The organism is Comamonas kerstersii (genome assembly GCF_002056725.1).
Classification (GTDB): Bacteria; Pseudomonadota; Gammaproteobacteria; order Burkholderiales; family Burkholderiaceae_C; genus Comamonas; species Comamonas kerstersii.
Genome location: NZ_CP020121.1, coordinates 2,478,161 through 2,502,824, shown reverse-complemented (window position 1 = coordinate 2,502,824; position 24,664 = coordinate 2,478,161). Strand labels below are relative to the sequence as shown.

Annotated in this window: 26 protein-coding genes; 16 read left to right on the top strand and 10 right to left on the bottom strand. The window is 58.9% G+C overall.

All coding sequences use genetic code 11. The features are described from left to right. Window positions 1-6: 6 nt before the first annotated feature. Window positions 7-2,421, bottom strand: coding sequence for a heavy metal translocating P-type ATPase (locus tag B5M06_RS11700; RefSeq protein WP_077393533.1), 2,415 nt, complete (start codon window positions 2,419-2,421; stop codon window positions 7-9). Window positions 2,422-2,538: 117 nt separating this feature from the next. Here B5M06_RS11700 and B5M06_RS11695 point away from each other — a divergent pair, with 117 nt between their 5' ends. Continuing rightward, window positions 2,539-2,982: a universal stress protein gene (locus B5M06_RS11695; RefSeq protein WP_054066928.1), complete on the top strand. Its 444-nt coding sequence runs from the start codon at window positions 2,539-2,541 to the stop codon at window positions 2,980-2,982. A 95-nt stretch (window positions 2,983-3,077) separates the two neighbouring features. Here the strand turns inward: B5M06_RS11695 and B5M06_RS11690 are convergent, their stop codons facing one another. Genes B5M06_RS11690 through lgt form a run of 3 tightly spaced genes read right to left on the bottom strand, consistent with a single transcriptional unit; the run spans window position 3,078 to window position 5,736 of the window. Continuing rightward, the gene (locus tag B5M06_RS11690; RefSeq protein ID WP_054066927.1) at window positions 3,078-3,854 is read right to left on the bottom strand and encodes an enoyl-CoA hydratase/isomerase family protein; all 777 of its coding nucleotides are present in this window, start codon (window positions 3,852-3,854) and stop codon (window positions 3,078-3,080) included. Further along, window positions 3,851-4,879, bottom strand: a complete 1,029-nt coding sequence (locus tag B5M06_RS11685) for a Bug family tripartite tricarboxylate transporter substrate binding protein (RefSeq protein WP_162777436.1) — start codon at window positions 4,877-4,879, stop codon at window positions 3,851-3,853. Before B5M06_RS11685 ends, B5M06_RS11690 begins: the two co-directional genes overlap by 4 nt. 38 nt (window positions 4,880-4,917) lie before the next feature. Continuing rightward, window positions 4,918-5,736, bottom strand: a complete 819-nt coding sequence (gene lgt, locus B5M06_RS11680; RefSeq protein ID WP_205245374.1) for a prolipoprotein diacylglyceryl transferase — start codon at window positions 5,734-5,736, stop codon at window positions 4,918-4,920. 191 nt (window positions 5,737-5,927) lie between these two features. Between lgt and bfr the strand changes: the two genes are divergently transcribed. Continuing rightward, window positions 5,928-6,404: a bacterioferritin gene (gene bfr, locus B5M06_RS11675; RefSeq protein ID WP_054066925.1), complete on the top strand. Its 477-nt coding sequence runs from the start codon at window positions 5,928-5,930 to the stop codon at window positions 6,402-6,404. Between the two features lie 66 nt (window positions 6,405-6,470). Here the strand turns inward: bfr and B5M06_RS11670 are convergent, their stop codons facing one another. The 3 genes from B5M06_RS11670 to B5M06_RS11660 all read right to left on the bottom strand — a co-directional run bounded on the left by B5M06_RS11670 (window position 6,471) and on the right by B5M06_RS11660 (window position 9,945). Continuing rightward, complete coding sequence (locus B5M06_RS11670; protein WP_054066924.1) at window positions 6,471-7,472, bottom strand: Bug family tripartite tricarboxylate transporter substrate binding protein; 1,002 nt, start codon at window positions 7,470-7,472, stop codon at window positions 6,471-6,473. A 207-nt stretch (window positions 7,473-7,679) separates the two neighbouring features. Further along, on the bottom strand, window positions 7,680-9,539 hold the full coding sequence (gene ilvD, locus B5M06_RS11665; RefSeq protein WP_054066923.1) for a dihydroxy-acid dehydratase: 1,860 nt from the start codon (window positions 9,537-9,539) through the stop codon (window positions 7,680-7,682). A gap of 151 nt (window positions 9,540-9,690) precedes the next feature. Next, a complete protein-coding gene (locus B5M06_RS11660) occupies window positions 9,691-9,945 on the bottom strand; it encodes a TIGR04438 family Trp-rich protein (protein WP_162777435.1) in 255 nt (84 codons plus the stop codon). A 119-nt stretch (window positions 9,946-10,064) separates the two neighbouring features. On the opposite strand from B5M06_RS11660, the gene B5M06_RS11655 reads away from it, so the two are divergent. After that, window positions 10,065-10,370 carry a c-type cytochrome gene (locus B5M06_RS11655; RefSeq protein WP_054066921.1) on the top strand — a complete coding sequence of 102 codons (306 nt, stop codon included), beginning with the start codon at window positions 10,065-10,067 and terminating at the stop codon, window positions 10,368-10,370. A gap of 189 nt (window positions 10,371-10,559) precedes the next feature. On the opposite strand, the gene B5M06_RS11650 is transcribed toward B5M06_RS11655, so the two are convergent. Continuing rightward, on the bottom strand, window positions 10,560-11,054 hold the full coding sequence (locus tag B5M06_RS11650) for a hypothetical protein (protein ID WP_054066956.1): 495 nt from the start codon (window positions 11,052-11,054) through the stop codon (window positions 10,560-10,562). 253 nt (window positions 11,055-11,307) lie between these two features. On the opposite strand from B5M06_RS11650, the gene B5M06_RS11645 reads away from it, so the two are divergent. From B5M06_RS11645 to B5M06_RS11620, 6 genes are all read left to right on the top strand, one after another. Then, window positions 11,308-11,781, top strand: a complete 474-nt coding sequence (locus tag B5M06_RS11645) for a hypothetical protein (protein ID WP_054066920.1) — start codon at window positions 11,308-11,310, stop codon at window positions 11,779-11,781. 152 nt (window positions 11,782-11,933) lie between these two features. After that, complete coding sequence (locus B5M06_RS11640) at window positions 11,934-12,698, top strand: ABC transporter substrate-binding protein (RefSeq protein ID WP_054066919.1); 765 nt, start codon at window positions 11,934-11,936, stop codon at window positions 12,696-12,698. A 71-nt stretch (window positions 12,699-12,769) separates the two neighbouring features. Beyond that, the gene (locus B5M06_RS11635; RefSeq protein ID WP_054066918.1) at window positions 12,770-13,456 is read left to right on the top strand and encodes an ABC transporter permease; all 687 of its coding nucleotides are present in this window, start codon (window positions 12,770-12,772) and stop codon (window positions 13,454-13,456) included. After that, entirely contained in the window at window positions 13,453-14,166 is a 714-nt protein-coding gene (locus tag B5M06_RS11630; RefSeq protein WP_054066917.1) for an ABC transporter permease, read from the top strand. The genes B5M06_RS11635 and B5M06_RS11630 overlap by 4 nt, the downstream gene beginning before the upstream one ends. Before the next feature lie 6 nt (window positions 14,167-14,172). Next, a complete protein-coding gene (locus tag B5M06_RS11625; protein ID WP_054066916.1) occupies window positions 14,173-14,949 on the top strand; it encodes an ABC transporter ATP-binding protein in 777 nt (258 codons plus the stop codon). A 172-nt stretch (window positions 14,950-15,121) separates the two neighbouring features. Then, window positions 15,122-15,349: a hypothetical protein gene (locus B5M06_RS11620; RefSeq protein ID WP_054066915.1), complete on the top strand. Its 228-nt coding sequence runs from the start codon at window positions 15,122-15,124 to the stop codon at window positions 15,347-15,349. An 87-nt stretch (window positions 15,350-15,436) separates the two neighbouring features. Here the strand turns inward: B5M06_RS11620 and murB are convergent, their stop codons facing one another. Next, window positions 15,437-16,516, bottom strand: a complete 1,080-nt coding sequence (gene murB / locus B5M06_RS11615) for a UDP-N-acetylmuramate dehydrogenase (protein ID WP_054066914.1) — start codon at window positions 16,514-16,516, stop codon at window positions 15,437-15,439. 87 nt (window positions 16,517-16,603) lie between these two features. Here murB and B5M06_RS11610 point away from each other — a divergent pair, with 87 nt between their 5' ends. After that, window positions 16,604-17,089, top strand: a complete 486-nt coding sequence (locus tag B5M06_RS11610) for a YajQ family cyclic di-GMP-binding protein (RefSeq protein WP_054066913.1) — start codon at window positions 16,604-16,606, stop codon at window positions 17,087-17,089. Window positions 17,090-17,195: 106 nt separating this feature from the next. Beyond that, a complete protein-coding gene (locus tag B5M06_RS11605; protein ID WP_054066912.1) occupies window positions 17,196-17,849 on the top strand; it encodes a retropepsin-like aspartic protease family protein in 654 nt (217 codons plus the stop codon). Here the strand turns inward: B5M06_RS11605 and B5M06_RS17035 are convergent. Further along, window positions 17,846-18,097, bottom strand: coding sequence for a hypothetical protein (locus tag B5M06_RS17035; protein ID WP_130932679.1), 252 nt, complete (start codon window positions 18,095-18,097; stop codon window positions 17,846-17,848). The genes B5M06_RS11605 and B5M06_RS17035 overlap by 4 nt on opposite strands. A 23-nt stretch (window positions 18,098-18,120) precedes the next feature. Between B5M06_RS17035 and B5M06_RS11600 the strand changes: the two genes are divergently transcribed. From B5M06_RS11600 to B5M06_RS11580, 5 genes are all read left to right on the top strand, one after another. Beyond that, complete coding sequence (locus B5M06_RS11600; RefSeq protein WP_054066911.1) at window positions 18,121-19,194, top strand: BMP family ABC transporter substrate-binding protein; 1,074 nt, start codon at window positions 18,121-18,123, stop codon at window positions 19,192-19,194. 94 nt (window positions 19,195-19,288) lie between these two features. Continuing rightward, window positions 19,289-19,972, top strand: a complete 684-nt coding sequence (locus B5M06_RS11595; RefSeq protein WP_077344886.1) for a phosphoribosyltransferase — start codon at window positions 19,289-19,291, stop codon at window positions 19,970-19,972. A 71-nt stretch (window positions 19,973-20,043) separates the two neighbouring features. Next, window positions 20,044-20,985, top strand: coding sequence for a class I SAM-dependent methyltransferase (locus B5M06_RS11590; protein ID WP_054066910.1), 942 nt, complete (start codon window positions 20,044-20,046; stop codon window positions 20,983-20,985). A gap of 455 nt (window positions 20,986-21,440) precedes the next feature. Next, entirely contained in the window at window positions 21,441-23,378 is a 1,938-nt protein-coding gene (locus B5M06_RS11585; RefSeq protein WP_240184059.1) for a methyl-accepting chemotaxis protein, read from the top strand. A 108-nt stretch (window positions 23,379-23,486) separates the two neighbouring features. Further along, window positions 23,487-24,449, top strand: a complete 963-nt coding sequence (locus tag B5M06_RS11580) for an alpha/beta hydrolase (protein ID WP_054066909.1) — start codon at window positions 23,487-23,489, stop codon at window positions 24,447-24,449. The last annotated feature ends 215 nt before the right edge of the window (window positions 24,450-24,664 follow it).

The following is a 24,664-nucleotide window of genomic DNA, read 5'->3' as shown; positions in this document are numbered from 1 at the left end:
CCCTCTTCAAGCCGCCGCTGCTGCAGGCTCTGGCGTTTGCTGAGCCAGCGCTACTTGCGGCGAAGCAAGCTCCAGCTTCAAAGGCTTGGCCAGCCGCGCTGCATTGAGCACCACCAGCAAGGAGCTCAGCGCCATACCCAACCCTGCCAGCCAGGCTGGCATCCACCCAACCATGGCCAAAGGAATGCAGACAGCGTTGTACAAGGCTGAGCCCAGCAGATTCTGGCGAACAATGCGCACCGTCTTGCGAGAGAGCATGACGGTCTTTTGCACAAATTCCAGGTTGTCACTCACCACCACAAAATCCGCACGCGATTGCGCAAGTGGCACCGCTTTGCCAAACGCAAAAGACACGTCTGATCCAGCCAGCACAGGCCCGTCATTCAGACCATCTCCCACCATGCACAACTTGCGGCCTGCTCGCTGCGCAGACTGAATGGCATCTAGTTTCGCCTGAGGAGAGCATTCAGCGCGATAGTGGCTAATACCCAGTTGCTTTGCAATGGCCGCCACGGCCTGCTCACTGTCGCCGGAGAGCAGCTGCACCTCAACGCCTCGTGACTGCAGCAGACTGATCACACTGGCAGCTTCGCTGCGCACGCCTTCGTTAAGCTCAAAGAAAGCAAGCGACTGGATCTCACCACTTGCTTGCTCCCTGGCCAGATACACGGCTTGTCCATGGCTTTGCAAGGCCTGTGTGGATGCAAATCTGGCTGAACCCAAGCGCACTGTCCAGACCTCGTCAGAGGTCCCCTCGCCCACTGCCCGCACCTGGGCCTTCAGCCCCTGGCCACTGATTTCCTCGCATGCGAGCACTTCCCAACGCACTGCCCATGCCTGGCCAAAACCTGCCACTGCCCTGGACACTGGGTGGCGCGACTGGGCTGCAATGGCTGCAGCCAGCCCCTTGTAAGCCGGCATCAATGAGTCATCGAGCAGCTCCATGCGCGAGACCTGCATGCCGTCACGCGTCAAGGTGCCCGTCTTGTCAAAGACCAGCGTATCAATACCTGCGAGACTCTCGATGCCCTGCAGATTGCGTACCAGCACACCATGACGCGCCAAAGTACCCGCTGCTGTCAGCAAGGCCACGGGGGTTGCCAGCGACAAGGCACAAGGACAGGTCACAATCAGCACCGCTGCTGCAATCATCAGTGCCTGTCCGGGGTCGGTACTCCACCAGTACATGGCTGCGGCGCCCGCCAGCAGCAGGACCACCACCAGGAAAGGCGCGGCCACCTTATCCGCCAGCTGCGCCAGACGTGGCTTCTGTGTAGAAGCACTTTCCATCAGGTCCACGATCTGCGCAAATTTTGTCTCTGCACCCAGCTGCTCCACCTGCACTTCCACAGGCGCTGACAGGTTGTAGCTACCTGCGATGACCCGCTCACCCACAGCGCGAGAAACAGGGCGTGACTCGCCCGTCAACAGTGCTTCATCTGCCTGCGTGCGGCCGGAGAGGATGACACCATCAGCAGGAAAAGCTTCACCGGGCAGCACACGCACCACGTCTCCCACAGCAATGCGGCGCAGCGCAACCCGCTCGAACTTGCCATCCGCCCCACGCTTTTCGATACTGTCCGGCAGGCGATTCAGCACGGCATCCAGAGCCCCTGCGGTGCGATCACGCAAGCGAATCTCCAACCACCTGCCGATAAGCAGGAAGCAGACAAACATGGTCAGCGAGTCATAAAACACTTCCTGACCAAAAACGCCATAGGGGTCAAACGTGCCTATTGTGCTGACGACAAAAGTGATCAGCATGCCCAGTGCCACAGGCAGGTCCATGCTGACGCGGCGATGCTTCAGATCGCGCCATGCGCCGCTGAAGAAGGGGCCGCAGGCAAAAATCAGCATGGGAATGCAGATCACCCAGGACGCCCAGCGCAGCAGGCGCTCATATTCCATCACCAGGTCACCGGGCTGCGCTTCGTAGGCTGGCCACGCGTACATCATGACCTGCATCATGCAAAGCGCGGCAAGCAGCCAGCGCCACAAAGCCTTGCGGTGCTGCGCCATGCGAAGTTCTCGTGCCTGTGCGTCTCTGGCTGGCACTGCCTTGTAGCCAGCCTTGCCTACCGCAGCCATCCAGACCGATGGCTTGACCTGATCGGGTGCCCAGACCACCTTGGCACGGCGGGCAGCTGCGCTGACTTCAACCCGCAGCACACCGGGCACAGCACGCAAGGCATCTTCAATTGTGAGTGCACAGGTGGAGCAGTACATGCCCTCCAGCGCGATCTGTGAGTCCCAGACATTGGCGGTATCCATGTCCCCGGCCTCCGCTCCCACAGGCTTGCCAAAGCTCTCCCACTCCGCAGGATCATCCAGCAGGCTCAGCTCATTGTCAGATGTTGGGAGATTCGCATGCAATGCACGCTGCTCCGCCGCATGCAGGGCCTGTGAGGGGTCTTGGGACATGGGGCGAGATTATCTATGAATTCCCCGGAAAACTTTGACTTGAATCAAGACTAAACAGATCGTGCAATTTATGCTAAAAAACAAGTTTCGTCCGCATCAAATAAATTGGAGATACCTATGTACGAACGCATTCTGGTCGCCACCGACGGCTCGCCTTTATCTGAAAAAGCTGTGAGCCATGCAATGGATCTGGCCAAATTATCTGGTGCGACTGTGATCGCTGTAAAAGTGATTCCTCGCTATCCCCGCAGCTATCTGGAAGGTGGCGCGACCGTGGATTTATCGGAAATCAAGCGCATTGAAGCCCAATGGACTGAGCAAGCGCAGGCGGTGCTGAACAAAATCAAGGCTGAAGGCAAAGCGCAAGGCGTTACAGTGAAAACCAGCGTTGCCAAGTCGGATCTGATTGCCGAATCCATCATTGCAGCTGCTGAAAAGCAGAAAGCGGATTTGATTGTTATGGCTTCGCATGGCCGCAAAGGCATCAAGCGCCTGCTGCTGGGCAGCGAAACTCAGCACGTACTCACTCACTCCCAAGTCCCTGTTCTGGTGCTGCGTTAATGCCTTATTGCTGTCACAAACAGCGCTGAATAAAAAAGGATCCTTGCAGGATCCTTTTTTATTACCTATTAGATTTTTTAAAACCATTTGTTTTATTAAAAACGCGGTTTTCTTTTTTCCAGAAAAGCTGCAATACCCTCTCTGTGTTCGGCAGTGGCCGCGTAGCCATAGGGATCCGGCATGCCTGTACCCGCGGCACAATGCCGCATTGTCTGTTTGTTCAGGCGTGCTGCCTGCGGAGCCAGGCTGGCAATGCGCTGTGCGAGTTGCACAACGTATTGCTCCAGCAAGTCTTCAGCCACAGGGGCTGCACACCAGCCCAGCGCCGCCATCTCCTGCGCCGAAAAAACTGCAGCCTCCAGCAGCATGCGCTTGGCCGTGTGCTCCCCCACAGAACGTGCGACCAATGCCAGCTCCTTGGGAGCCATGGGAAAGCCGAGTTTCGCAATCGGTGCACCAAACTTGGAGTGCTCTGTCACCACGCGGATGTCGCTGCAGCATGCCATTTCCACGCCCGCGCCCATGCAGGCACCAGTGATAGCAGCCACAACAGGCACATCGCAGTCGAGCATGGCCTGCAAGCCACCCCAGACATCTTGCTCATGAAAGCCTGCAAGCTGCTGGGCATCAAACCGAAAGCCCGGGTATTCCGAAATATCGCCACCCGCACAAAAAGCCAGGCCCTGCCCCTTGAGCACTACGCAGCGCACATCCATGTTGTGCTGCAGCTGTAAAAACACCGTGCGCAGCTGTCGCCACATGCTGCGTGTCATGGCATTGCGTCTGTCGGGGTTCGCAATCTCCACCAGCCAGATGCCCGTGTGATCACCTTGTGCCGCCTGCCATGGCATTGCTGTCACTTGTACGCTCATGCTGCCCCTTCAGCCCTGTCACGTTGCAGGAAGTTCCCAATGCCCATGCCCTTGAGGCGCTGGGCCCAGTCCGAGGTGTCTTGCTGCACAAAGCTGGCAAATGCATCGCCGTAGACTCCCGACCATGCAATGCCCAGAGCTGCCAGATCAGCCTGCAACTGCGCATCCGCACCCACGCGGCGAAAGACCTGCTCCACAGCCTGCGCACGGGCTGACGAGAGCTGGCTCGGCGCAAACATGCCATGCCAGGTGCCACAATCCTGCAGGGCATGCACCCCCATCTCCTGCGCGCAAGGCACATCAGGCAAGACACTGACGCGCTCTGAGCCCGTCACGAGCAGCGCCTTGAGTCGCCCGGAGCGAATATGGGGCAAGCATGAAATCAGGCCGTCGATCATCGTATCCACCGTGCCATTGAGCAAATCCTGCAGCGCCGGACCTGACCCACGAAAGTGCACAAACTCAAAACGCAGGTCTTCCTGAAAACGCACAATTTCAGCCGCGATATGGCTGGAGGAACCCACGCCAGCCGTCCCCATACGGTACTGCTTGGACTTGCGCGACATGTCCACCAGCCACTCCATGATCGTGCGCGAGCGCAAGCGTGCCGGGTTCACCACCAGCACCTGCGGCACATCAGCGACCTTGACCAAGGGGCGCAAATCTTCAATCAGGTCAAAGTCATCGTCTTCCACCAGCGCACGGGCTGCTGCCAGGTGACTGCCGCCGATAAACAGATGCTGCCCATTGGCCTCTGCCTTGGCGGCAAAGCTCGCACCCTGCAGCCCACCTGCGCCCCCCAGATACTGCAGACGCAAGGGCTGGCCGGTAGTACGTTCAAAAGAGCGCGACAGCAGCTTGCCCAAAATGGCGCTGCTGCCCCCAGCCGGAAACGGCACCACCAGATGCACAGGCTCCGTAGGCCACGTTACACCTGAACGCTGCCCCACCTTGGTCTGTGCCCACACCGGTGAGGCCACTGCCAAAGCCGCTATCCACTGCAGATATGCACGCCGCTCCAACACCACTGTTTCCTTTACGCTTTGCTTGATGACCTATCGCCTCAGGCAATGGCCTGATTGCGTTTGCCTGCCCACAGCCATATGGCTGCACCACCCACAATCATGGGCACGCACAGCCACTGACCCATGCTCATGCCCAGCGACAGAATGCCCAGATAGGCATCAGGCTCACGGAAATACTCGGCAATAAAGCGGAACACGCCATACCCGAAGACAAAGGCTGCTGCAACCTGACCGGGCTTGCGCTCTTTTCTGGCATAGATCCACAGCAGCACGAACAGCAGCAGACCTTCCAGCAGAAACTGATAGATCTGCGAAGGGTGGCGCGGCAGCATGGAGCCGCTTTGCGGAAACACCATGGCCCAGGGCAGATCAGGGCTGGCAAAGCGCCCCCAGAGTTCACCATTGATGAAGTTGCCAATGCGTCCTGCTGCCAGCCCCGTAGCCACACAGGGCGCGACAAAATCCATCACCTGCAGCAAGGGGCGTTTGCGTGTGCTGGCAAAAAACACCATGGCCGCAATCACGCCCAGCAGGCCGCCGTGAAAACTCATGCCGCCTTCCCAGACGGCAAACACTTCCAGCGGGTGGCTCAGGTAATACGCAGGCTTGTAGAACAGGCAGTAGCCCAGACGGCCGCCCAGGATGACGCCCACCACGCCATAGAACAGCAGGTCTTCAATATCGCGCCGCACCCAGGCCTGCTCGCCCTGCAGGCGGTTGAACGGTGGGTGCTTGAGGCGGCGTGTACCCAGCCACAGAAACAAGCCGAACGCGGCTAGATAAGTCAGGCCATACCAGTGGATAGCAACAGGCCCCAACTGCAGGGCCACAGGATCAATGTGCGGGTACATCAGCATGGGCTGCATTGTGCCGCAGACAGGCAGCCCCCAGCAGAGCATGGGAGACACACGACGGCAGCAATCGCGAATGATTCTGCGTTTCGCATCCATGCAATTCGTATTGGAGGGCTTTGTGTGCCCCGCATTTGTCAGGCGGCAGCACATGCCCTGATACTGTGGTTGTTTTCACTTCTGCGACCAATACAACTATGCAAGGCCATCCTGAAGTCATCGCATGCCTGAATGAACTGCTGCGCGGCGAACTGGCTGCTCGTGACCAGTACTTCATCCACTCACGCCAATACGAAGACCAGGGCTTTATGCGTCTGTACGAACGCATCAACCACGAGATGGAAGAAGAAACACAGCACGCCGACGTCATCCTGCGCCGCGTGCTGTTCCTGGGTGGCAAGCCTGACATGCGCCCCCACGCCTTTACACCCGGCGATACAGTGGAAGACATGCTGCGCAAGGATCTGGCCGTGGAATACCAGGTGCGCGACAACCTGCGCGCGGCCATGGTGCTGTGCGAAAAGCACCAGGACTTTCAGTCCCGTGACCTGCTGCTGGCACAACTCAAGGACACGGAAGAAGACCATGCCTACTGGCTGGAAAAGCAGCTAAACCTGATTCAGATGCTGGGTCTGCCCAACTATCTGCAGGCACAAATGGGCACTGCAGCCTGAGGCTGCTGCCCCAAAAAACTGAAGCGCCCACATGGGCGCTTTTTTTATGACGGAAGCACAGGCGGCCTACTGTGCATCTGAGATACCCCGCGACTGCACCAGCTGCTGCACATGTGCTGCGGTCTGCTGCACCATGCGCTCCAGATCTGCGCCGCTGCCCCCCATGGGCGTGACACCCTGCCTGGCCAGCTGCGCCTGTAGCTGCGGTTGCTGCAGTGCGGCGTTGGCAGCCTGATTCAGGCGCTGCACGATGGCATCCGGCGTGCCAGCAGGCACTACCAGACCGAACCAGGTGATGGCCAGCTCGTTCAGCTGGGGGTAGCCCAGCTCTTTGAGCGTAGGCACCTGCGGCAAATCCGCCAGACGCTGCTGCGCCGCCACGGCAAATGGCTGCAGGCGCCCAGCCTGGATGTGCGGCGCTGAAGACGGATACTGGTCACTCAGCACCTGGGTCTGCCCGGCCAGCACACTTTGCACCACCGGCCCCATACCCTTGAAAGGAATGTGGCGCAGCTGCAGGCCCAGCTCCGCATTCAGGGCTTCCAGAATCACATGGCCAATGGAGCCTACGCCGGAGGAGCCCACCGTCCAGCTGTCACCAGCCTCACGTGCCTGCGCCACAAACTGCGCGAAGTCCTTCACCCCCATGCCTGGCACCATGGAAAACACGGAAGGGATGGACGCCAGAGGCAGCACCATCTTGAAGTCACGCAGCGGCTGCACACGCGCCGTGTTGAGCACCACAGGATTTACCGCCAGCGTGCTGATAGAGCCCAGCCCCAGCGTCAACCCGTCAGGCGTGGCATGGGCCACCGTTTCTGCACCGATCATGCCGCCTGCACCGGCTTTGTTCTCCACATACACGGTCTGGCCCAGCTGCTCCTGCAGGCCTTGCGCAAACAGGCGGGCGACGATGTCGGTGGAGCCGCCTGCCGCAAACGGCACCACCAGCCGCACAGGGCGCTGCGGATAGGCTGCAGTCTCTGCCATGACCCAGCTGGGGCAGATCAAGGCGCTGGCGGCCAGGGCACACCACGCACGACGACGGAACAGAGTTGGTAGCGTCACAAAACCTCCGGCACAAAACCATCAAAAAAGTGAGCTTTTAGCGCTTGATAAATAAGGATTTCAGATAGTTTTGTATTTGAAATCTTTACCTGACAAGCGCTAGCAGCTCTTAAAAAAAGCTGCAATATATGCCGCCTGACCCGGCCTGCTCCATGCACCATGAAAAAAGCCGCCTTTCAAGGCAGGCTTTTATACAGCTGGAGATGCTCAGTCGTCCAGCTTGGACAGATCGCGCACTGCGCCAGTGTCCGCCGACGTCACCAGTTTGGCATAGGCCTTGAGGGCTGCCGACACCTTGCGGGGACGTGGCTTGGCAGGCTTCCAGCCCTTGGCGTTTTGCTCCGCACGGCGGCGTGCCAGCTCTTCATCGCTGACCAGCACGTTGATGCTGCGGTTGGGAATATCGATGCGGATGCGGTCGCCGTTTTGCACCAGACCAATCGCACCACCAGCGGCAGCTTCGGGCGAGCAGTGGCCAATCGACAGGCCTGATGTACCGCCCGAGAAGCGACCATCGGTCAGCAGCGCGCAGGCCTTGCCCAGACCCTTGGACTTGATGTAGCTCGTGGGGTAGAGCATTTCCTGCATGCCGGGGCCACCCTTGGGGCCTTCGTAGCGCACGACCACCACATCACCGGCCTTGACCTTGTCGCCCAGAATGTTCTCTACGGCTTCGTCCTGCGACTCGACCACATGGGCGGGGCCTTCAAACACCAGGATGGATTCATCCACACCGGCCGACTTCACCACACAGCCCTTTTCGGCAATATTGCCAAACAGCACGGCCAGGCCACCTTCTTTGCTGAAGGCATGCTCGTAAGAGCGGATGCAGCCTTCGGCACGGTCCAGATCCAGGCTGGGCCAGCGGGTGTTCTGGCTGAATGCAGTCTGGGTAGGAATGCCAGCGGGGCCCGCCAGGTAGAAATGCTTGACGGCTTCGTCCTGGGTGACCATCACATCCCACTTGGCCAGCACTTCAGCCATGGTGCCGCCAGAGACAGTGGGCACATCGGTGTGCAGCTTGCCCGCACGCGCCAGCTCACCCAGGATGGCCATGATGCCGCCTGCGCGGTGTACGTCTTCGATGTGGTACTTCTGTGTATTGGGCGCCACCTTGCACAGCTGGGGCACCACACGCGAGAGGCGGTCAATGTCCGCCATGGTGAAGTCAATCTCCGCTTCCTGGGCAATCGCCAGCAGGTGCAGGATGGTGTTGGTGGAGCCACCCATGGCGATGTCCAGCGTCATGGCATTTTCAAACGCCTTGAAGCCCACGGAGCGTGGCAGCACGGATGCGTCATCCTGCTCGTAGTACTGGCGGGCCAGCTCCACGATGCGGCGACCGGCTTGCTTGAACAGCTGCTCGCGGTCGGCGTGCGTAGCGACCACCGTGCCGTTGCCCGGCAGGGACAGGCCCAGCGCCTCAGTCAGGCAGTTCATGGAGTTGGCCGTGAACATGCCCGAGCAAGAACCGCAGGTGGGACATGCCGAGCGTTCGACCTGCGCCACCTGTTCATCGCTGTAGTTCTTGTCAGCAGCAATCACCATGGCGTCCACCAGGTCCAGCTTCTTGAACTCAATGACGTTGGTGGAAGGATTTGCCAGCTTGGTTTTGCCCGCTTCCATGGGGCCGCCCGAGACAAAGATCACAGGGATGTTCAGGCGCATGGCGGCCATGAGCATGCCGGGGGTGATCTTGTCGCAGTTGGAGATGCACACCAGCGCATCGGCGCAGTGGGCGTTGACCATGTACTCGACCGAGTCCGCAATGATGTCGCGGCTGGGCAGCGAATACAGCATGCCGTCGTGGCCCATGGCAATGCCATCGTCTACGGCGATGGTGTTGAATTCCTTGGCCACACCGCCTGCGGCCTCGATCTCACGTGCAACCAGCTGCCCCAGGTCCTTCAGGTGGACGTGGCCGGGCACGAATTGTGTGAACGAATTGGCAATGGCAATGATGGGCTTGTCAAAGTCCCCATCTTTCATGCCGGTGGCGCGCCACAGGGCGCGGGCACCGGCCATGTTACGGCCGCCGGTAGAAGTCTTGGAGCGATATGCAGGCATGTGGGTGCGTGTTATGGGTTGCAGTGGTTGTCTCAGTCATCTGGGCGCCAGAGCGCTTGTCTTCATTATGAACCACCGCTCACGCCCCACAGCGGTGCGGCAACCAGCATGTAGCCTTCGCGGATTGCGAAGACTACAGCCGGGTTACGCCCTAACGCTTGCGCCGCGTGCCCAGTATCTCGCGCTGCTTTTCGATGCGCTGCTTGCGCTGGAGCTCCATGCGCTCCATGGCTTTGCGTGTGGTCAGCCCCGAGCGATCGGCATAGGTAAACCAGGCCGCGCACAGTGCATAGCCCCCCACAATCCACCACCAGGACATGGCAGAAATGCCCCAGACGTCCACCACCTCCAGATGCGCCAGCACCCGCAACAATGCCAGCAGTGTTACTGCACTCAACAGCCACATGATCTTCCCTCTCCTTGTGTCTTGGCTTTCAGGCTTACCGGGAACAGGGGCAAGCGTTCGCACCATGCATGTCTCTACAATGCAGGCTCCGTCGTCCCTGTCATGAGAAAAGTGTAGCGATGAAGCGTTCTTTAATCACTATTGCGCTGACCCTTGGCTGCGTAGCACCGGCCATGGCCGATATGGCACTGGCCAAGACCCGCAGCTGCATGGCCTGCCATGCCGTAGAGAAAAAACTGGTGGGCCCGTCTTTCAAAGACATCGCCAAGCGCTATGCGGGCCAAAGCGATGTAGCGCCCCAGCTTGCCAGCAAAATCGTCAAAGGTGGCAGCGGCGTATGGGGGCCAGTGCCCATGCCTGCCAACAACCAGGTCAGCGAAGCGGAATCGCACAAGCTGGCCGAATGGGTGCTGAGCTTCCAATAAGCATTGCGCTGTTGTTGCGCTGTTGATCTGCGCACACACGGGCTCCTACAAAAAATCCACCTTGCGGTGGATTTTTTTATAGCTGGCAGCGCTTGCTGCAACTGGTTTTCAGCATTAAACAACCTGCAAATACTGATAAATCAAACGCTAGCAGCTATGGATGCAATAGCACCCATAGCCATTCCAAGCTTACAGATCGCCAGAGCGGGATTCAGGGCGTGTCACACCCAGAGTATGGCTGCTGCGCAGTTGCTGCTCCAGCTGCCCCACATAGGCTGCGGTGGCGTTGTCGCTTTCCTGGGCACGAGACTGCAGATGAGACTCCAGCATGTCGATGCGCTCAATCAGCCTGCGCTCTTCCTCACGGTGCAGGTTTTCCATGGCAATGCGCAACTCCGTAAAGCGCGAGGCTTCGGCCTTGTCTGCCAGCTCACGCTGCGCCGCCATTTCCTTGGCATGGGCGCGCGACTCCAGCAGCCAGGTGCCCTGCATGGTCACGACATAAGCAATAAAGGCAGCAGCCATCAGCGCGGTCAGCACCAGCAAGATCAGCCCCAGCGGGCCTTCCACCGTGGTAAAGCCCAGCGACATGGGAACGCTCTGGGCCAGATAAGAAAAGTTGAAAAAAGCCAGCGCCCCGATCAACACGATGATCAGGACCAGCAGGGCAACACGAGACTTCATGGCAATTTCCTTCAATGCAATTGGCACATGTTGTACCTCAAAAAGATGGGCATCTTCGTCCGCAAGCAGCGCCAATCGCTGCAAATCAGTTTCCTACAAAGCAGCTGCTCTTGCGGGCCCCCAGAAAGCGGTGGTGTTCCCTGCCTAAAACGAGGCTAAAGCCAGCCTATGACGCATGCGCAAGGCCTTCACCTACAAGGCACCGTCAGCCTGACGTCAACACTACAACTTGTTTCAATTTGGAGGTGCGACCTTGCGCACACACCACTACCCCACCTGGCTTGCCGGTCTGGCATGCGGCCTGACGCTCTCTACCGCAGCTCTCGCACAGACGGCAGGCACTCCCCAGGCAGCACCTGCTGCTGCAACGGCAGCACAGCCCCAGCTGCCTGCGCCCAACCCCGAGGCGGCCCAGGCCGTACAACGCTCCATAGCAGCACTGGTCCAGGCAGCCAACACCCAAGGCCCTTTGCTCACGACCAAGGAGTTCACCGACAGCTTCAACGAAAAAATCTCTGCCGCACAGTTGCAGCAGGTGCTGAGCCAGATGCACCAGATCGTAGGCAACTGCAGCCTGGCCGGTCAGGTGCCAATTCCGGTGTCCATCGTGGGCAGCTACCTGCTCAACTGCGACAAGGCCTTTGTTCCGGTTGAGCTGGCTGTGGAAGAACAGCCCCCCTACCGCATCCATACGCTGCTGATTCGCCCCAGCTACAGCAAGCTCTGACCAGCGCTGATACAGCAAAACTCAGCACGTTGCACAAGTGTGTGAAGCGCTGATGCAAAAAAACAGCACCAGTCCCAGACTGCCCCCTACAATGCATCGCAACTTGGCACACATCATGCAAAGCCAAGGTTCTCACAACATTGGAGACTGGTATGGCAAAGAAACTTCTGGGTTTGGCTTTGTTGGCCGCTTGTGCATCTGCAGCACATGCTGCAGACCTCAAAGTCGCCATTGACCCCACCTACGAACCGTTCACCTACAAAACGGCAGACGGCACCCCCACGGGCTTTGACGTAGACATCGCCAACGCGGTGTGCAATGAAATCAAGCGCAAATGCGTGTTCGTGGAGCAGGTATGGGACAGCATGATTCCCGGCCTGCAGGCACGCAAGTACGACGTCATCGTCAGCTCGCTGTCAATTACCGATGAACGCAAGCGCGTGATCGACTTTTCTGACCGCTACTACAAGACACCGAGCGCCATCGTGGTGAAAAAGGGCACGGAATACACCGGCCCTGCATCGCTCAAGGGCAAGCGCATTGGCGTGCTCAAGGGCAGTACCCAGGAAAAATGGGCCATGGGTGAACTCAAGCCCGCAGGCGTGACCATTGTTCCCTACGAAGCCCAGGACCAGGTCTATCTGGACATCAATGCTGGCCGCCTGGATGGCACCGTGGCCGATAAGGTGGAAGTGCACGGCGGCTTCCTGCGCAAGCCCGAAGGCAAGGACTATGGCTATGTCGGCCCTGACCAGTACGACGAAAAGTACTACGGCGAAGGGATTGGCATCGGCATGCGCAAAGGCCAGAAAGAGCTGAAAGAGCAGATCAACCAGGCCATCAAGACCATTCGCAGCAATGGCACTTACGACACCATTGCCAAGAAGTACTTTGACTTTGACCCCTACGGCCACTGATCCTGCAACGCTGCACTGCCCACTGTCGGCCCTTCTGACAGTGGGCAGTGTTTTTTGGACACACATCGCGCATGAGCGACTATTTCCTCCTCATTCTCCAGGGAGCGCTGCTGACCGTGGCAGTGTCAGTGGCGTCCTTGCTGGTCTCCACCGTGCTGGGGCTGCTGGGTGCTACCGCCAAGCTCTCTGGCAAAAAACCACTGGTGTGGCTGGCCACGCTCTACACCACGGTGATACGCGGCATTCCCGAACTGGTGCTGATGCTGCTGATCTTTTATGGCGCAGCCATTGGTATCAACAACTTTTTTGAGTCCATAGGCTCGGACTTTGTGCTGGACCTCAACCCCTTTATTGCGGGTGTTGCCACGCTGGGCTTTATCTATGGCGCCTACATGACCGAGACCTTTCGCGGCGCCATCATGGCTATCCCCCGCGGTCAGATGGAAGCAGCCTGGGCCTTTGGCATGGGGGCTACGCAGACTTTTCTGCGTATTACCCTGCCGCAGATGGTGCGCTACGCCCTGCCCGGCTTTACCAACAACTGGCTGGTGCTGATCAAGGCCACGGCGCTGGTGAGCCTGATTGGTCTGCACGACATGACTTATCTGGCCAAGCAGGCCAGCGCTGCCACACGTGAGCCCTTTATCTTTTTGCTGTTTGCGGCAGGCCTGTATCTGGTGTTCACCAGCATCTCACTGTGGCTGCTCAAGCGCCTGAATGCACGCTACAGCCTGGGCACAGAGAAGGTGCAGTTATGAGCTGGGACATCATCTTCCAGGCCGACACACTGGCCATGTACGGCCGAGGCCTGATCGTCACCCTGTCGCTGCTGCTGTCCAGCCTGGCCACAGGTGGCATCCTGGCCTTGCTGTGTGCACTCGCATTGACCAGCGGCTATACCGTGCTGGAAAAAGTCGTCGGTGCCTTTACCTACTTTGTGCGCGGCACGCCACTGCTGATTCAGGTCTACCTGATCTACTACGGACTGGGGCAGCTGGAGTGGATTCAGGCCCGCTGGGACGAGGTCTGGCCCTGGACGCACTTCAAGGAGCCGTTCTTCTGCGCCCTGCTGGCCTTTGCGCTCAACACCGCAGGCTATACGGCTGAGATGCTGGCAGGTGCCATCCGCGAGACCAATCCCGGCGAGGTCGAAGCCGCCCGCGCCATGGGCATGAGCAGCTGGCAGATCCGCTGGCGCATTGTGCTGCCCAGCGCGCTGCGCCGCACACTGCCGCCCTACTGCAACGAGGCAGTGATGATGCTGCACTCCACCAGTCTGGCCAGCGTCGTGCCATCGCTGACCGATGTCACTGCCGTGGCCAGCCGCATCTACTCAGACTATTACTTGCCGTTCGAGGCCTATCTGACCGCTGCCGTCATTTATCTGTGCGTGACCTTTGCGCTGATTGGGTGCTTCCGTCTGCTCGAAAAACGCTACATGGCCTATCTGGCACCCCGTACGTACTAAGCCTTCATGACCTCTACTGCATACAAACTCCAAGCCGAAGACATTCACAAGCGCTATGGCAGCAACCAGGTGCTCAAAGGCGTATCGCTGACCGCCAGAGCCGGAGACGTGATCAGCCTGATTGGCAGCTCCGGCTCCGGCAAATCCACGCTGCTGCGCTGCATCAACTTGCTGGAAAAACCCCAGCAAGGCCGCATCGTGGTGGCCGGTGAAGAGTTGCAGCTCAAGCCCGGGCGCAATGGTGAACTGGAAGCCGTCAACCCCAAGCAGCTGCAGCTCATGCGCACCAAGCTGGCCATGGTGTTTCAGCACTTCAACCTCTGGGCACACAAGACCGTGCTGCAAAACATCATTGAAGCGCCCGTGCATGTGCTGGGCGTCCCCAAAGATGAAGCCATTGAACGCGCCCGCAAATACCTGCGTCTTGTGGGACTGGAAAACAAGGAAGACGCCTGGCCCAACCATATGAGTGGTGGCCAGCAGCAGCGCGTGGCCATTGCACGCGCACTGGCCGTTGAGCCAGAGGTGATGCTGTTTGATGAGCCCACCTCCGCCCTGGACCCCGAGCTGGTGGGCGAGGTGCTGCGCGTGATGCAGCTGCTGGCGCAGGAAGGGCGCACCATGGTGGTTGTCACCCACGAAATGGGCTTTGCACGCGAAGTCTCTAACCACGTGGTCTTTTTGCACCAAGGCGTGATCGAAGAGCAAGGGAATCCGCGCGAAGTGCTGCTGCATCCCAAGAGCGAACGCCTGGCTAAATTCCTGTCCGGCAACCTCAAGTGAGCGCAAATTTCAGGGTCTACCCGGAGACAACCAACATTTGCTCACAAATTTTCTTGATCTGGCACATCAAAAAACGGGAACATTTTCCGTTTTGTCACAATCGAAAAGTAGCATGTGCTTTGCATGACCAACTGGTTGTGCTTTTCACTGCTGAAGAAGAAGGGAGATAAATATGACAAACACACACACCCTCACCATCGACCGTTTCACCTTCGAGCCCAAGGCATTGCCCGAAGCCAATGGTCACTATCAGGCGCATCTGACCGTTGACAGCGGTAACGGCGTTGGCCGTACGTTGCGCTTTTTCACCTTCACGCCCTTGTTTCAGTCGGCAGACCGCGCTATCGCCTATGCCAAGCAGCAAGCGCATGAATGGATGAAGCAAAAGGCGCTGGCCTGAAACACCCCGCCAGCATTTCTCAACCCGGGCTCTCAGGCCCACAAAAACAAAGCGCTGTTCTCACAGCGCTTTTGCTTTTTGAGGGCGTCACACGAACACAGGTTCAGGCTCGAGCTGGATGCCAAAGCGCTCATAGACACTGGTCTGAATGGCGCGCGCCAAAGTCATGACCTCTCCCCCCGTCACGCTGTGGCTGCCAGTCCCTCGGTTGACCAGCACCAGCGCCTGTTTTTCATACACGCCCGCATTGCCCACCGTCTTGCCCTTCCAGCCACAGGCATCAATCATCCAGCCCGCAGCCAGCTTGATGGAGCCATCAGGCATGGGGTAGTGCACGATCTTGGGTTCGCGCGCGATGATGTCGCGGCACTGGTCTTCTGTCACCGTGGGGTTCTTGAAGAAGCTGCCCGCGTTGCCAATGACGGCAGGGTCTGGCAGCTTGGCACGGCGGATGGCACAGACCCAGTCAAAAATCTGCTGGGCCGTGGGGTGGGCCACGCCTTCTTCCTGCTGCTTGCGCTGCAGGTCCAGATAGCCCAGCTCAGGTTTCCACAACTTAGGGAGCGCAAAGCGCACATGGGTAATCACGGCGCGGCCTGCCAGCCCCATGCCCTGAGCCCTAGCCACCGGCGTGCCAGCTGGCGCTGCAGGGGCATGCTTGAAGACAGAGTCCCGATAACCAAATGCGCATTGCGCAGCATTGAGTGTGAAGCTGTCACCGCTGACCAGATCCACTGCATCCAGCTCATGAAAGCGGTCCTGCAGTTCTACGCCATAGGCACCGATGTTCTGCACCGGAGCTGCTCCCACCGTCCCCGGAACCAGTGCCAGATTTTCCAGACCACCGTAGCCCTGCTCTACCGTCCACTGCACCAGGTCGTGCCAGCGCACACCGGCACCCGCCTGCACAATCCAGCTGCGATCTGTCTCACCCACCAGCGCCATGCCGGGGATTTCCATCTTCAGGACGACGGCATCGACCACATCGCCCTTGAGCACAATATTGCTGCCACCGCCCAGCACAAAGACCTTGCGGCCCTGATAGTGTGTGCTGGCCATGAACGCCTGCACATCTGCACTGCTGCGAATGCGCACCAGCGTGTCTGCGCTGGCCACAATGCCAAAGGTGTTGCAGTCCTGCAGGGGGGTATTTTTCTCGACTAACATCCGGTCAATTGTCGCACTGCGCCTGCCAGCATGTCTGCAGCCGCATGCAACTGCCCTACTCGACCATTCTTTTGAGAAAGACTTTCTATGCCATCTTTTGACACCGTACTTGAAGCCGATTTCGTAGAAGTAAAAAACGCCGTTGAGAACGCTGCCAAGGAAATTGGCACCCGCTTTGACTTCAAGGGCACATCGGCCGCCATCGAACTCAAGGACAAGGAAATCACCATGTTCGGCGATGCCGAATTCCAGCTGCAGCAGGTGGAAGACATTCTGCGCAACAAGCTGACCAAGCGCAGCGTGGACGTTCGCTTCATGGATGTGCAGACACCCCAGAAGATTGGCGGTGACAAGCTCAAGCAGGCAGTGAAGATCAAGAACGGCATTGAGTCTGACCTGGCCAAGAAAATCCAGAAGCTCATCAAGGACAGCAAGATGAAGGTGCAGGCCGCCATCCAGGGTGATGCCGTGCGCGTCACAGGTGCCAAGCGCGATGACCTGCAGGCAGCCATGGCCCTGATCCGCAAGGAACTGCCTGATCACCCCCTGTCATTCAACAACTTCCGCGACTGACCATCGCTGCATGACACTGGCTGCGCCGGTATGGCCAGCCTTGTCGTGCACAGTGCTGCATAGGTAGACTGGGTGCTTTGCTCACCCCGTCTACTTTTTTTTCGCCATGACTTTCCCCATTCTGCGCAGCACGCTGGTGCTCTGGTTCACAGCCTTTTTCGGCACAGCTGCCGTGCATGCACAGTCTGTGGCCATGACAGGAGTCATGGGCAGCAAGGCGCTGCTGGTCATCAACGGCGGTGCCCCCAAGGCGCTGGGGCCTGACCAGAGTCATCAGGGCGTACGCCTGATCGCAGTGCATGGCGAGCAAGCCACGATTGAATACCAGGGCCAGCGCCAGACCGTCCGCATGGGGGCATCGCCCATCAGCATCGGGCAACTCGCACCGGCCGGTCAGCGCAAAGTGGTGCTGCGCGCTGATAACCACGGCCACTTTCGCGGCAATGGCTTTATCAATAACAAAGCCATGCACTACATGGTGGACACAGGTGCCAGCGTGATTGGCATTGGCATCACCGATGCACAGCGTCTGCGTCTTGACTACAGCCAGGGCGAGCGTGTCACCTTACGAACTGCCAATGGCAATGCACAGGGCTGGCGCATCAAGCTCGATTCCGTGCGTGTAGGAGACATCACACTGCACGGCATACACGCCGTTGTCAGCCCACAGCCCATGCCACATATCTTGCTGGGCAACAGCTTTCTCTCGCAGCTGCACATGACACGCCAGGGCAATGAAATGGTGCTGGAGCGGCGCTAAGCACTGATCGCCTGATGGGGGCTGGCGCATTCACGCATGCAGTCCGCCACCATAAAAGCGCTGCCACACATCCAATGGCACCTGTCTAGCGCTTTTGCGAAGTAAACACACACGCCAATGGCGATTGCTGCGCACATAAAAAATTCAGGGTTTACCCGAATATCAGCACGCAGATTGCGGAAAATATTGCGTAAGCAAAGTTTGCTTGCACCCGGCATGGCTCTTGCGAGCGTGGCGGGTTTGTTCACGTCTTACTTTTCCGCGAACTCTTATGCGCCCCACTAGCACACTTCTTCGCCGCACCGCCATTGCTCTGGGCTGTGCGGCCACCTTCGTTGCTGCCCACGCTGCAGACCCCATGAAGGTAGGCTTTTTCTACATCGGCCCCGCAGACGGCGCTGGCTGGTCCCACGCCCACGAACTGGCTCGCCAGGAAGTGCAGAAGAAGTTTGGCGACAAGGTGGAAACCATCTTCGTGGAAAACGTGGCGGAAAACGATGCCGAACGTGTGACCCGTGACCTGGCCGCCCAGGGTGCCAAGGTGATCTTTGGTGGTGCCTTCGGCTTCATGAACGGCATGGAGCGCGCTGCGCGTGACTTCCCCGATGTGGCCTTTGAACACGCCACCGGCTACAAGATGACCAAGAACATGGGCATTTATGACATCCGCACCTATGAAGGTGCGTGCCTGAACGGCACCATCGCAGGTCACCTGTCCAAGACCAACACCATCGGCGTGGTCGCTCCTGTGCCAATTCCTGAAATCGTGCGCAACATCAATGCTTTCACGCTGTGCGCTCAGGAAGTGAACCCCAAGATTGAAACACGCATCCTGTGGGTCAACACATTCTACGATCCCCCCAAGGAAGCAGAAGCAGCCAAGACCCTGCTGAACCAGGGCGTGGACGTGCTGATGCAGAACACCGACTCCCCCGCTCCTTTGCAAGTGGCCAAGGAAGCAGGCAAGGTGGGCTTTGGCTGGGATACCGACATGGCACAGTGGGGTGGCGATGCGCAGATGGCTGCAGCCCGCCTGGACTGGAGCGTGCACTACAACAAGGTCGTGGCCGACAAGATGGCAGGCACCTGGAAGCCCGGCAATGTATGGCTGGGTCTGAAGGACGGCGCCATCCACTACGACCGCTTCAGCAAGAACCTGCCCGAGCACGTGCGTGCTGCGGTAGAGCAGCGCCGCCAGGACATCATCTCTGGCAAGCGCCCCGTATTCAATGGCCCGCTGCTGGACCAGTCGGGCAAGCAGCAGACACAGGCTGGCGACATGCCTGATGCTGACAAGCTGAAGATGAACTTCCTGGTCAAGGGCGTGATCGGCACACTGGGTTAATCCCGGCCATCCCCTTGCATCCGCAAGCCTGAAAGGAACTCACCTGCCTTTCAGGCTTTTTACATGCTGGACTTTGCTTTTGGAGACATTCGCCATGACGACTCTTGCAGCCTACGAGGCGCGCCACTACCCCGCTGGACAAGCGTTTGAAACACCTGCTGACCGCTACGCCGTACGCCTGAGCGATGGCAGCCACCTGGAACTGCCCCTGCGCGTACTGCCCACGGGCGACAAGGCCATTGCCCTGCTGATGACCAACCAGTGTGACTTCGCTGTTGAGGATGCCCTCGCTCCCCTGATGGCACAGGCAGCCCAGGAATTTGCCCCAGATGTGATCGCAGCTGTGCCCACCATGGGCCTGGACTACGCCCGCCTGGTCGCACGCGGCCTGGGCCACCCCCACTATGTAGCGCTGGGTCACTCGCGCAAGTTCTGGTATGACGAGGCGCTCAGCGAATCCACCACCTCCTCCACCAGCACCAAGGGCAAACAGGTCTATCTGGACCCCGCGCTTGTCGAGCGCATCAAGGGCAAGCGCGTGGTGCTGGTCGATGATGTGATCAACACCGGTGTGAGCGCCGTCTCTGCCATCCGCCTGCTGCAGCGTGCGGGCGCCAATGTGGTGGGCATGGTGAACGTGCTCAGCGAAGGCCATGCCTGGCGTGCCGTGGTCAACGAACTGGAAGCCGGCTGGGAGCAACGCGTCAAGACGGTAGGCCATATCCCCATGTTTGAAGCGGATGGCCAGAGCTGGAAGCCTATGGCCGACACGCTCTAAGCCACCACGCCCCCATCATCTGGCCGTGCAGTAGCGCATACTCACGGCCTTTCCAGTCTCTCGTGATCCCCATGCAAGCACTGCTCGACGCCATTGCCCAGTTTGAAATGCCCACGGATGCCAGCCGCATCTTCCACGGACGCGGAGGCCGCTACCCGGGCTGCGAGCATCTGGTGCTCGATGCCTTCCCTCCCGTGCTGGTGCTGACCAGCTTTCAGCCGCTGGAAGAAGCTGCACTGGCTGCAGTGGGCGAAGCACTGCAGGCACGCTGGGCACACATTGGTGGTAATCAGCCACTGAACTGGGTCTACCAGATGCGCCAGCCCGGTGCCAAAGCGGAAACACGGCTGATGGCAGGCTGCGTGCCGGAACCGCACACCGTCACCGAAGCCGGGCTGCAATACCGCGCCCATGTGCTGCGCGGGCAGAACCACGGCATTTTTCTGGACATGGCCGAAGGCCGGCGCTGGGTGCGTGAACATGTAGCAACACACCCTGAACACCGCTATGGCCTCAAGGTGCTCAACCTGTTTGCCTACACCTGTGCGTTCTCGGTGGTGGCACTGGATGCAGGTGCTAGGCAGGTATTGAACATGGACATGGCCCAAGGAGCACTGGCCACCGGTCAGCAGAACCACCAGCTCAATGGGCTGACAGGCGCCAGCTTTCTGGCGCACGACATCTTCAGCAGCTGGGGCAAGATCACACGCAGCGGCCCCTACCACCTGATCATCATTGATCCGCCCAGCTACCAGAAAGGCAGCTTTGTCGCGACCAAGGACTACGCCAAGCTCATGCGCCGCCTGCCCGCACTGCTACGCCCCGGTGGCCATGTGCTGCTGTGCCTCAATGCGCCGGAGCTGAACACTGCCTTTCTCAAAGACCAGATGGCAGACATCGCCCCCGAGCTGGAGTTTGTCGAGCGCGTCGCCAACCCTGCGGTGTTTGCCGATGTGGATGAAGAACGCAGCCTCAAGGTACTGGTCTATCGCACACCTGACACCCAGCCCTGAGCAAGATCTTTTTCTGCCTTCTCAGACAGGCCATTAACAAAAATGGCCTGTAGCGCTTATGCAGCAAGCGCTGATAGCTATCAAAATTTTGATCGCATAGCCCGCACAAGCCTAGCCTGCACTTTGCCTGTCTGCCCAAGGCCGTGCTTCGCTCTGTGCGTTGGGTACATAGCGCTTGAAAGTACTGACCAAGCATCGCCGTTGAACAGGCGAGGCCCATCTGCGCACGATGCTTCACTTTGAATTCTTCCACAGAGCTTGGAATTTAAAGCCAGTGAGCACATACATTCAATGCTCCTGAAATCAGAGCGATTCAATAAGTTTTACTTGTGTTAATAAATGTAAATATCTACGCTGCACCGCACTGAAACCCAGTTCGACGTGAAATGTTCGAAAAACTAAGAAAAACCAAATGGAATCTAGGAGCCAAGCTTTCGCTGGCAACCTTGCTGACGGTGGCTGTCATCATGGTGGTGCTGATGTTCGTCATCAATATGCGCGTGACCAGCACCATCCAGCAGCGCGCCGAAATGGACATGCAGCAGAGCATGGACATGGTCTATGGGTTCCTCGCCAGCAGCGATCAGGACTTGCGGGAACGCACCCAGAAAATCACCAAGGTTTTCCAGAGTGAACACGCACGCAGCGCCCAGACGCTGGACGTGGGCGACCGCAAGGTGCTGCTGCTCAATGGTGCCTCCGCCAATGGCGACAACGCCCTTTTGGATCGTTTCCAGACCTTGACGACCGCTGCCAGCACGGTGTTTGTGCTGGATAACGGCAAATTCAAAAGCATTGCCAGTACCGTCGAGCTCGAAGATGGCAACCGCGCCGTAGGCGCCACCATTCCTGAAGAACTGGAAGCACACCAGCTCCTCCTCCAAGGCAAGGAATACCTGGGTCTGATCAAGCTGTTCGGCAAGGAGTTCATGGCGCACTACAGCCCGCTGCACGATGCCAACAAGCAGGTCATTGGTGCGGTCTTCATTGGCATGGACTTCAGTGCCTTCCTGGAAAGCATCAAGAAAACCCTGCGTGAACTCAAAGTGGGCAAGGACGGCTACTACTTTGTCATGCAGACCAGCGGCCCACAGCGCGGCACCATTCTGGTTCACCCCCGCGTGGAAGGCGACAACCTGTGGGAGCGCCAGGACGCACAGGGGCACAAGTACATCCAGCACATGCTGGGCCACGATCGTGGCACGCATATTTATGACGTGCTGAACAAGGACCAGTCCATCCGCACCATGATGACCACCTTCAGGCGCTTTGCCCCGTGGGACTGGACCATTGCCACCAGCGTGAATGAATCAGAAATTCTGGAAGCAGGCAAACAGCTGCAGCTGATCTTCATCGTGCTCGGCCTGCTGAGTATTGTCACGCTGACAGGTGCCATTTACTGGGTGCTGCGCCGCACTGTGGTCATGCCGCTGTACAAGGGTCTGGAAGTCACCGAAGCGCTGGCCAAGGGCGACCTGACACAGCGTGCCCCCGTGCACAGCGAGGACGAGATTGGCAAATTGCTGCAAGCCATCAACCGCACGGCCGATTCGCTCGATGGTCTGATCCGCACCGTGCAGCAAAAGGCCAATGGCGTCACGCTGGCCAGCGAAGAAATTGCACGCGGCAATGCCGACCTGGCCAACCGCACGGAAAGCTCAGCCAGTGCACTGGAAGAAACGGCTGCGGCCATGGAAGAGTTGGGCTCCACCGTCCGCCACAATGCAGACAATGCCACGACGGCAGACACGCTGGCACGCCAGGCCCAGCAAGTGGTCAACAGCAGTGGTCAGACGGTGACGGCACTGGTGGAGACCATGTCTGGCATCAATCAGAGCAGCCAGCGCATTGCCGACATCATTGGCGTGATTGACGGCATTGCCTTCCAGACCAACATCCTGGCTTTGAATGCCGCGGTAGAAGCTGCCCGCGCCGGTGAACATGGCCGCGGCTTTGCCGTGGTGGCCAGCGAAGTGCGCGCACTGGCCGGTCGCAGCGCCGAAGCGGCCAAGGAGATCAAGACCCTGATCCAGAACAGCCTGGACGAAGTGCATTCGGGCAACGCACGCGCCACAGAAGCAGGCAACTCCATGCAGCAGGCGATTGAGGAGATCAACAAGGTCTCTCGCGTGATCAGCGAAATCAGCCACGCCAGCACCGAGCAAAGCAATGGCGTGGGCCAGGTCGCAGAAGCCATCACCAGCATGGACCAGGCCACCCAAAAGAATGCGGCGCTGGTCGAAGAAGTCTCTGCCGCCGCACAAAGCCTGTCCGTCCAGGCCAATGAACTGCTGCAGGCCGTCGCCATCTTCAAGTTGCGCAATCAGGGCATGCATAGCTCACAGCTGCGGGCTGGCAACGCTGCACCTCAGGAGCCCCGACTGCTACCCTGATGGGCTGCCGCACCACCACCTGCAAGGAGTGCCATGGGCACTCCTTTTTTTATTCCGATCAAAATAGGCCTCCAAGGCCCATCACGCCTGCGCAAGCAGCTATTAATTATGAATATTCCACCTATTGATCCCATGCTCTCTCACTGTCTGCAGCGCTTTGCCCAGCTCGATGCTGAGACCGTGACACCCGGGCTGAACTATGTGCAGCGCCGCCGCCTGATGAGCGAACTGCAGGCACGCCTGCTGCGCACCCGGGCCCTCCCCCACATTGCCGTTCAGAACCACTACATCACAGCAGCAGGCCAAGAGATTGCCGTACGCAGCTACGCACCCACCCAGCATGACAGCGGCCAGACCCTGCTGTGGCTGCATGGCGGGGGCTGGATGGTGGGCAGCCTGGACACCCACGACGACCTGTGCGAACACCTGGCCCACTACACCGGTCATACGGTGCTGAGCGTGCACTATCGCCGCACGCCAGAGAACCCTTTCCCCGCAGCTGTGGATGATGCCCAGGCCGTGCTGCAATGGCTGTATCAGATGCGTGGCGTGCTGCCGTTTGCGCGCGAAACGGTGCTGCTCGGTGGTGATAGTGCAGGTGGCCATCTGGCCCTGGCCACCGCCGTCAGCGCCGTGCAGATGCCTTGCCCCCAGCAAGCACAGATTCAGGCCCTGCTGCTGTTCTACCCCTGCCTGCTGCCCGGGCAGGACAACGCCAGCATGCGCAGCTTTGCACAGGGCTATGGCCTGACGGACACGGCCATGCACCAGTACTGGCAGGCGCTGGGTGGCGAAGCTGAGCCCTTGCGTACCCCCAGCCTGTGCGCCGTGGCACTGCCGCTGCTGCCACCCATGGTCATCATGACCGCCAGCCACGACATCCTGCGCGACGAAGCCGAGGACTTTGCCTACCAGATGCAGGCACTGCCGCACGGGCCACAGGTGCTGCTGCAGCGCGCAGAAGGCACGGTGCATGGCTTTGCACGCATGCTCACCGCCAGCCCTGCGGCGCGTCAGCATGTGGAAGCCGCGTGTCAGCTGCTGAGCCGCTGCGCAAAAACCAGCAGCTGAGCACACCTTCTGCAGCAGTTACCTGAATATGCATGCATATGCCCGCACGTTACGCATGGTTTGAGACAAGTTTCCGTAACCTGCAGGCTTTTTTCATATTCGCCAGCTGTTTCTGCCTCATTTTTCAAGCCGGATGACAGCATTTAGAGGCAGAAAATCAGAAGCAATTAAATGCAGTTCAAAGCAATTTGCTTGTAGTTTTTCTACTTTTGGCG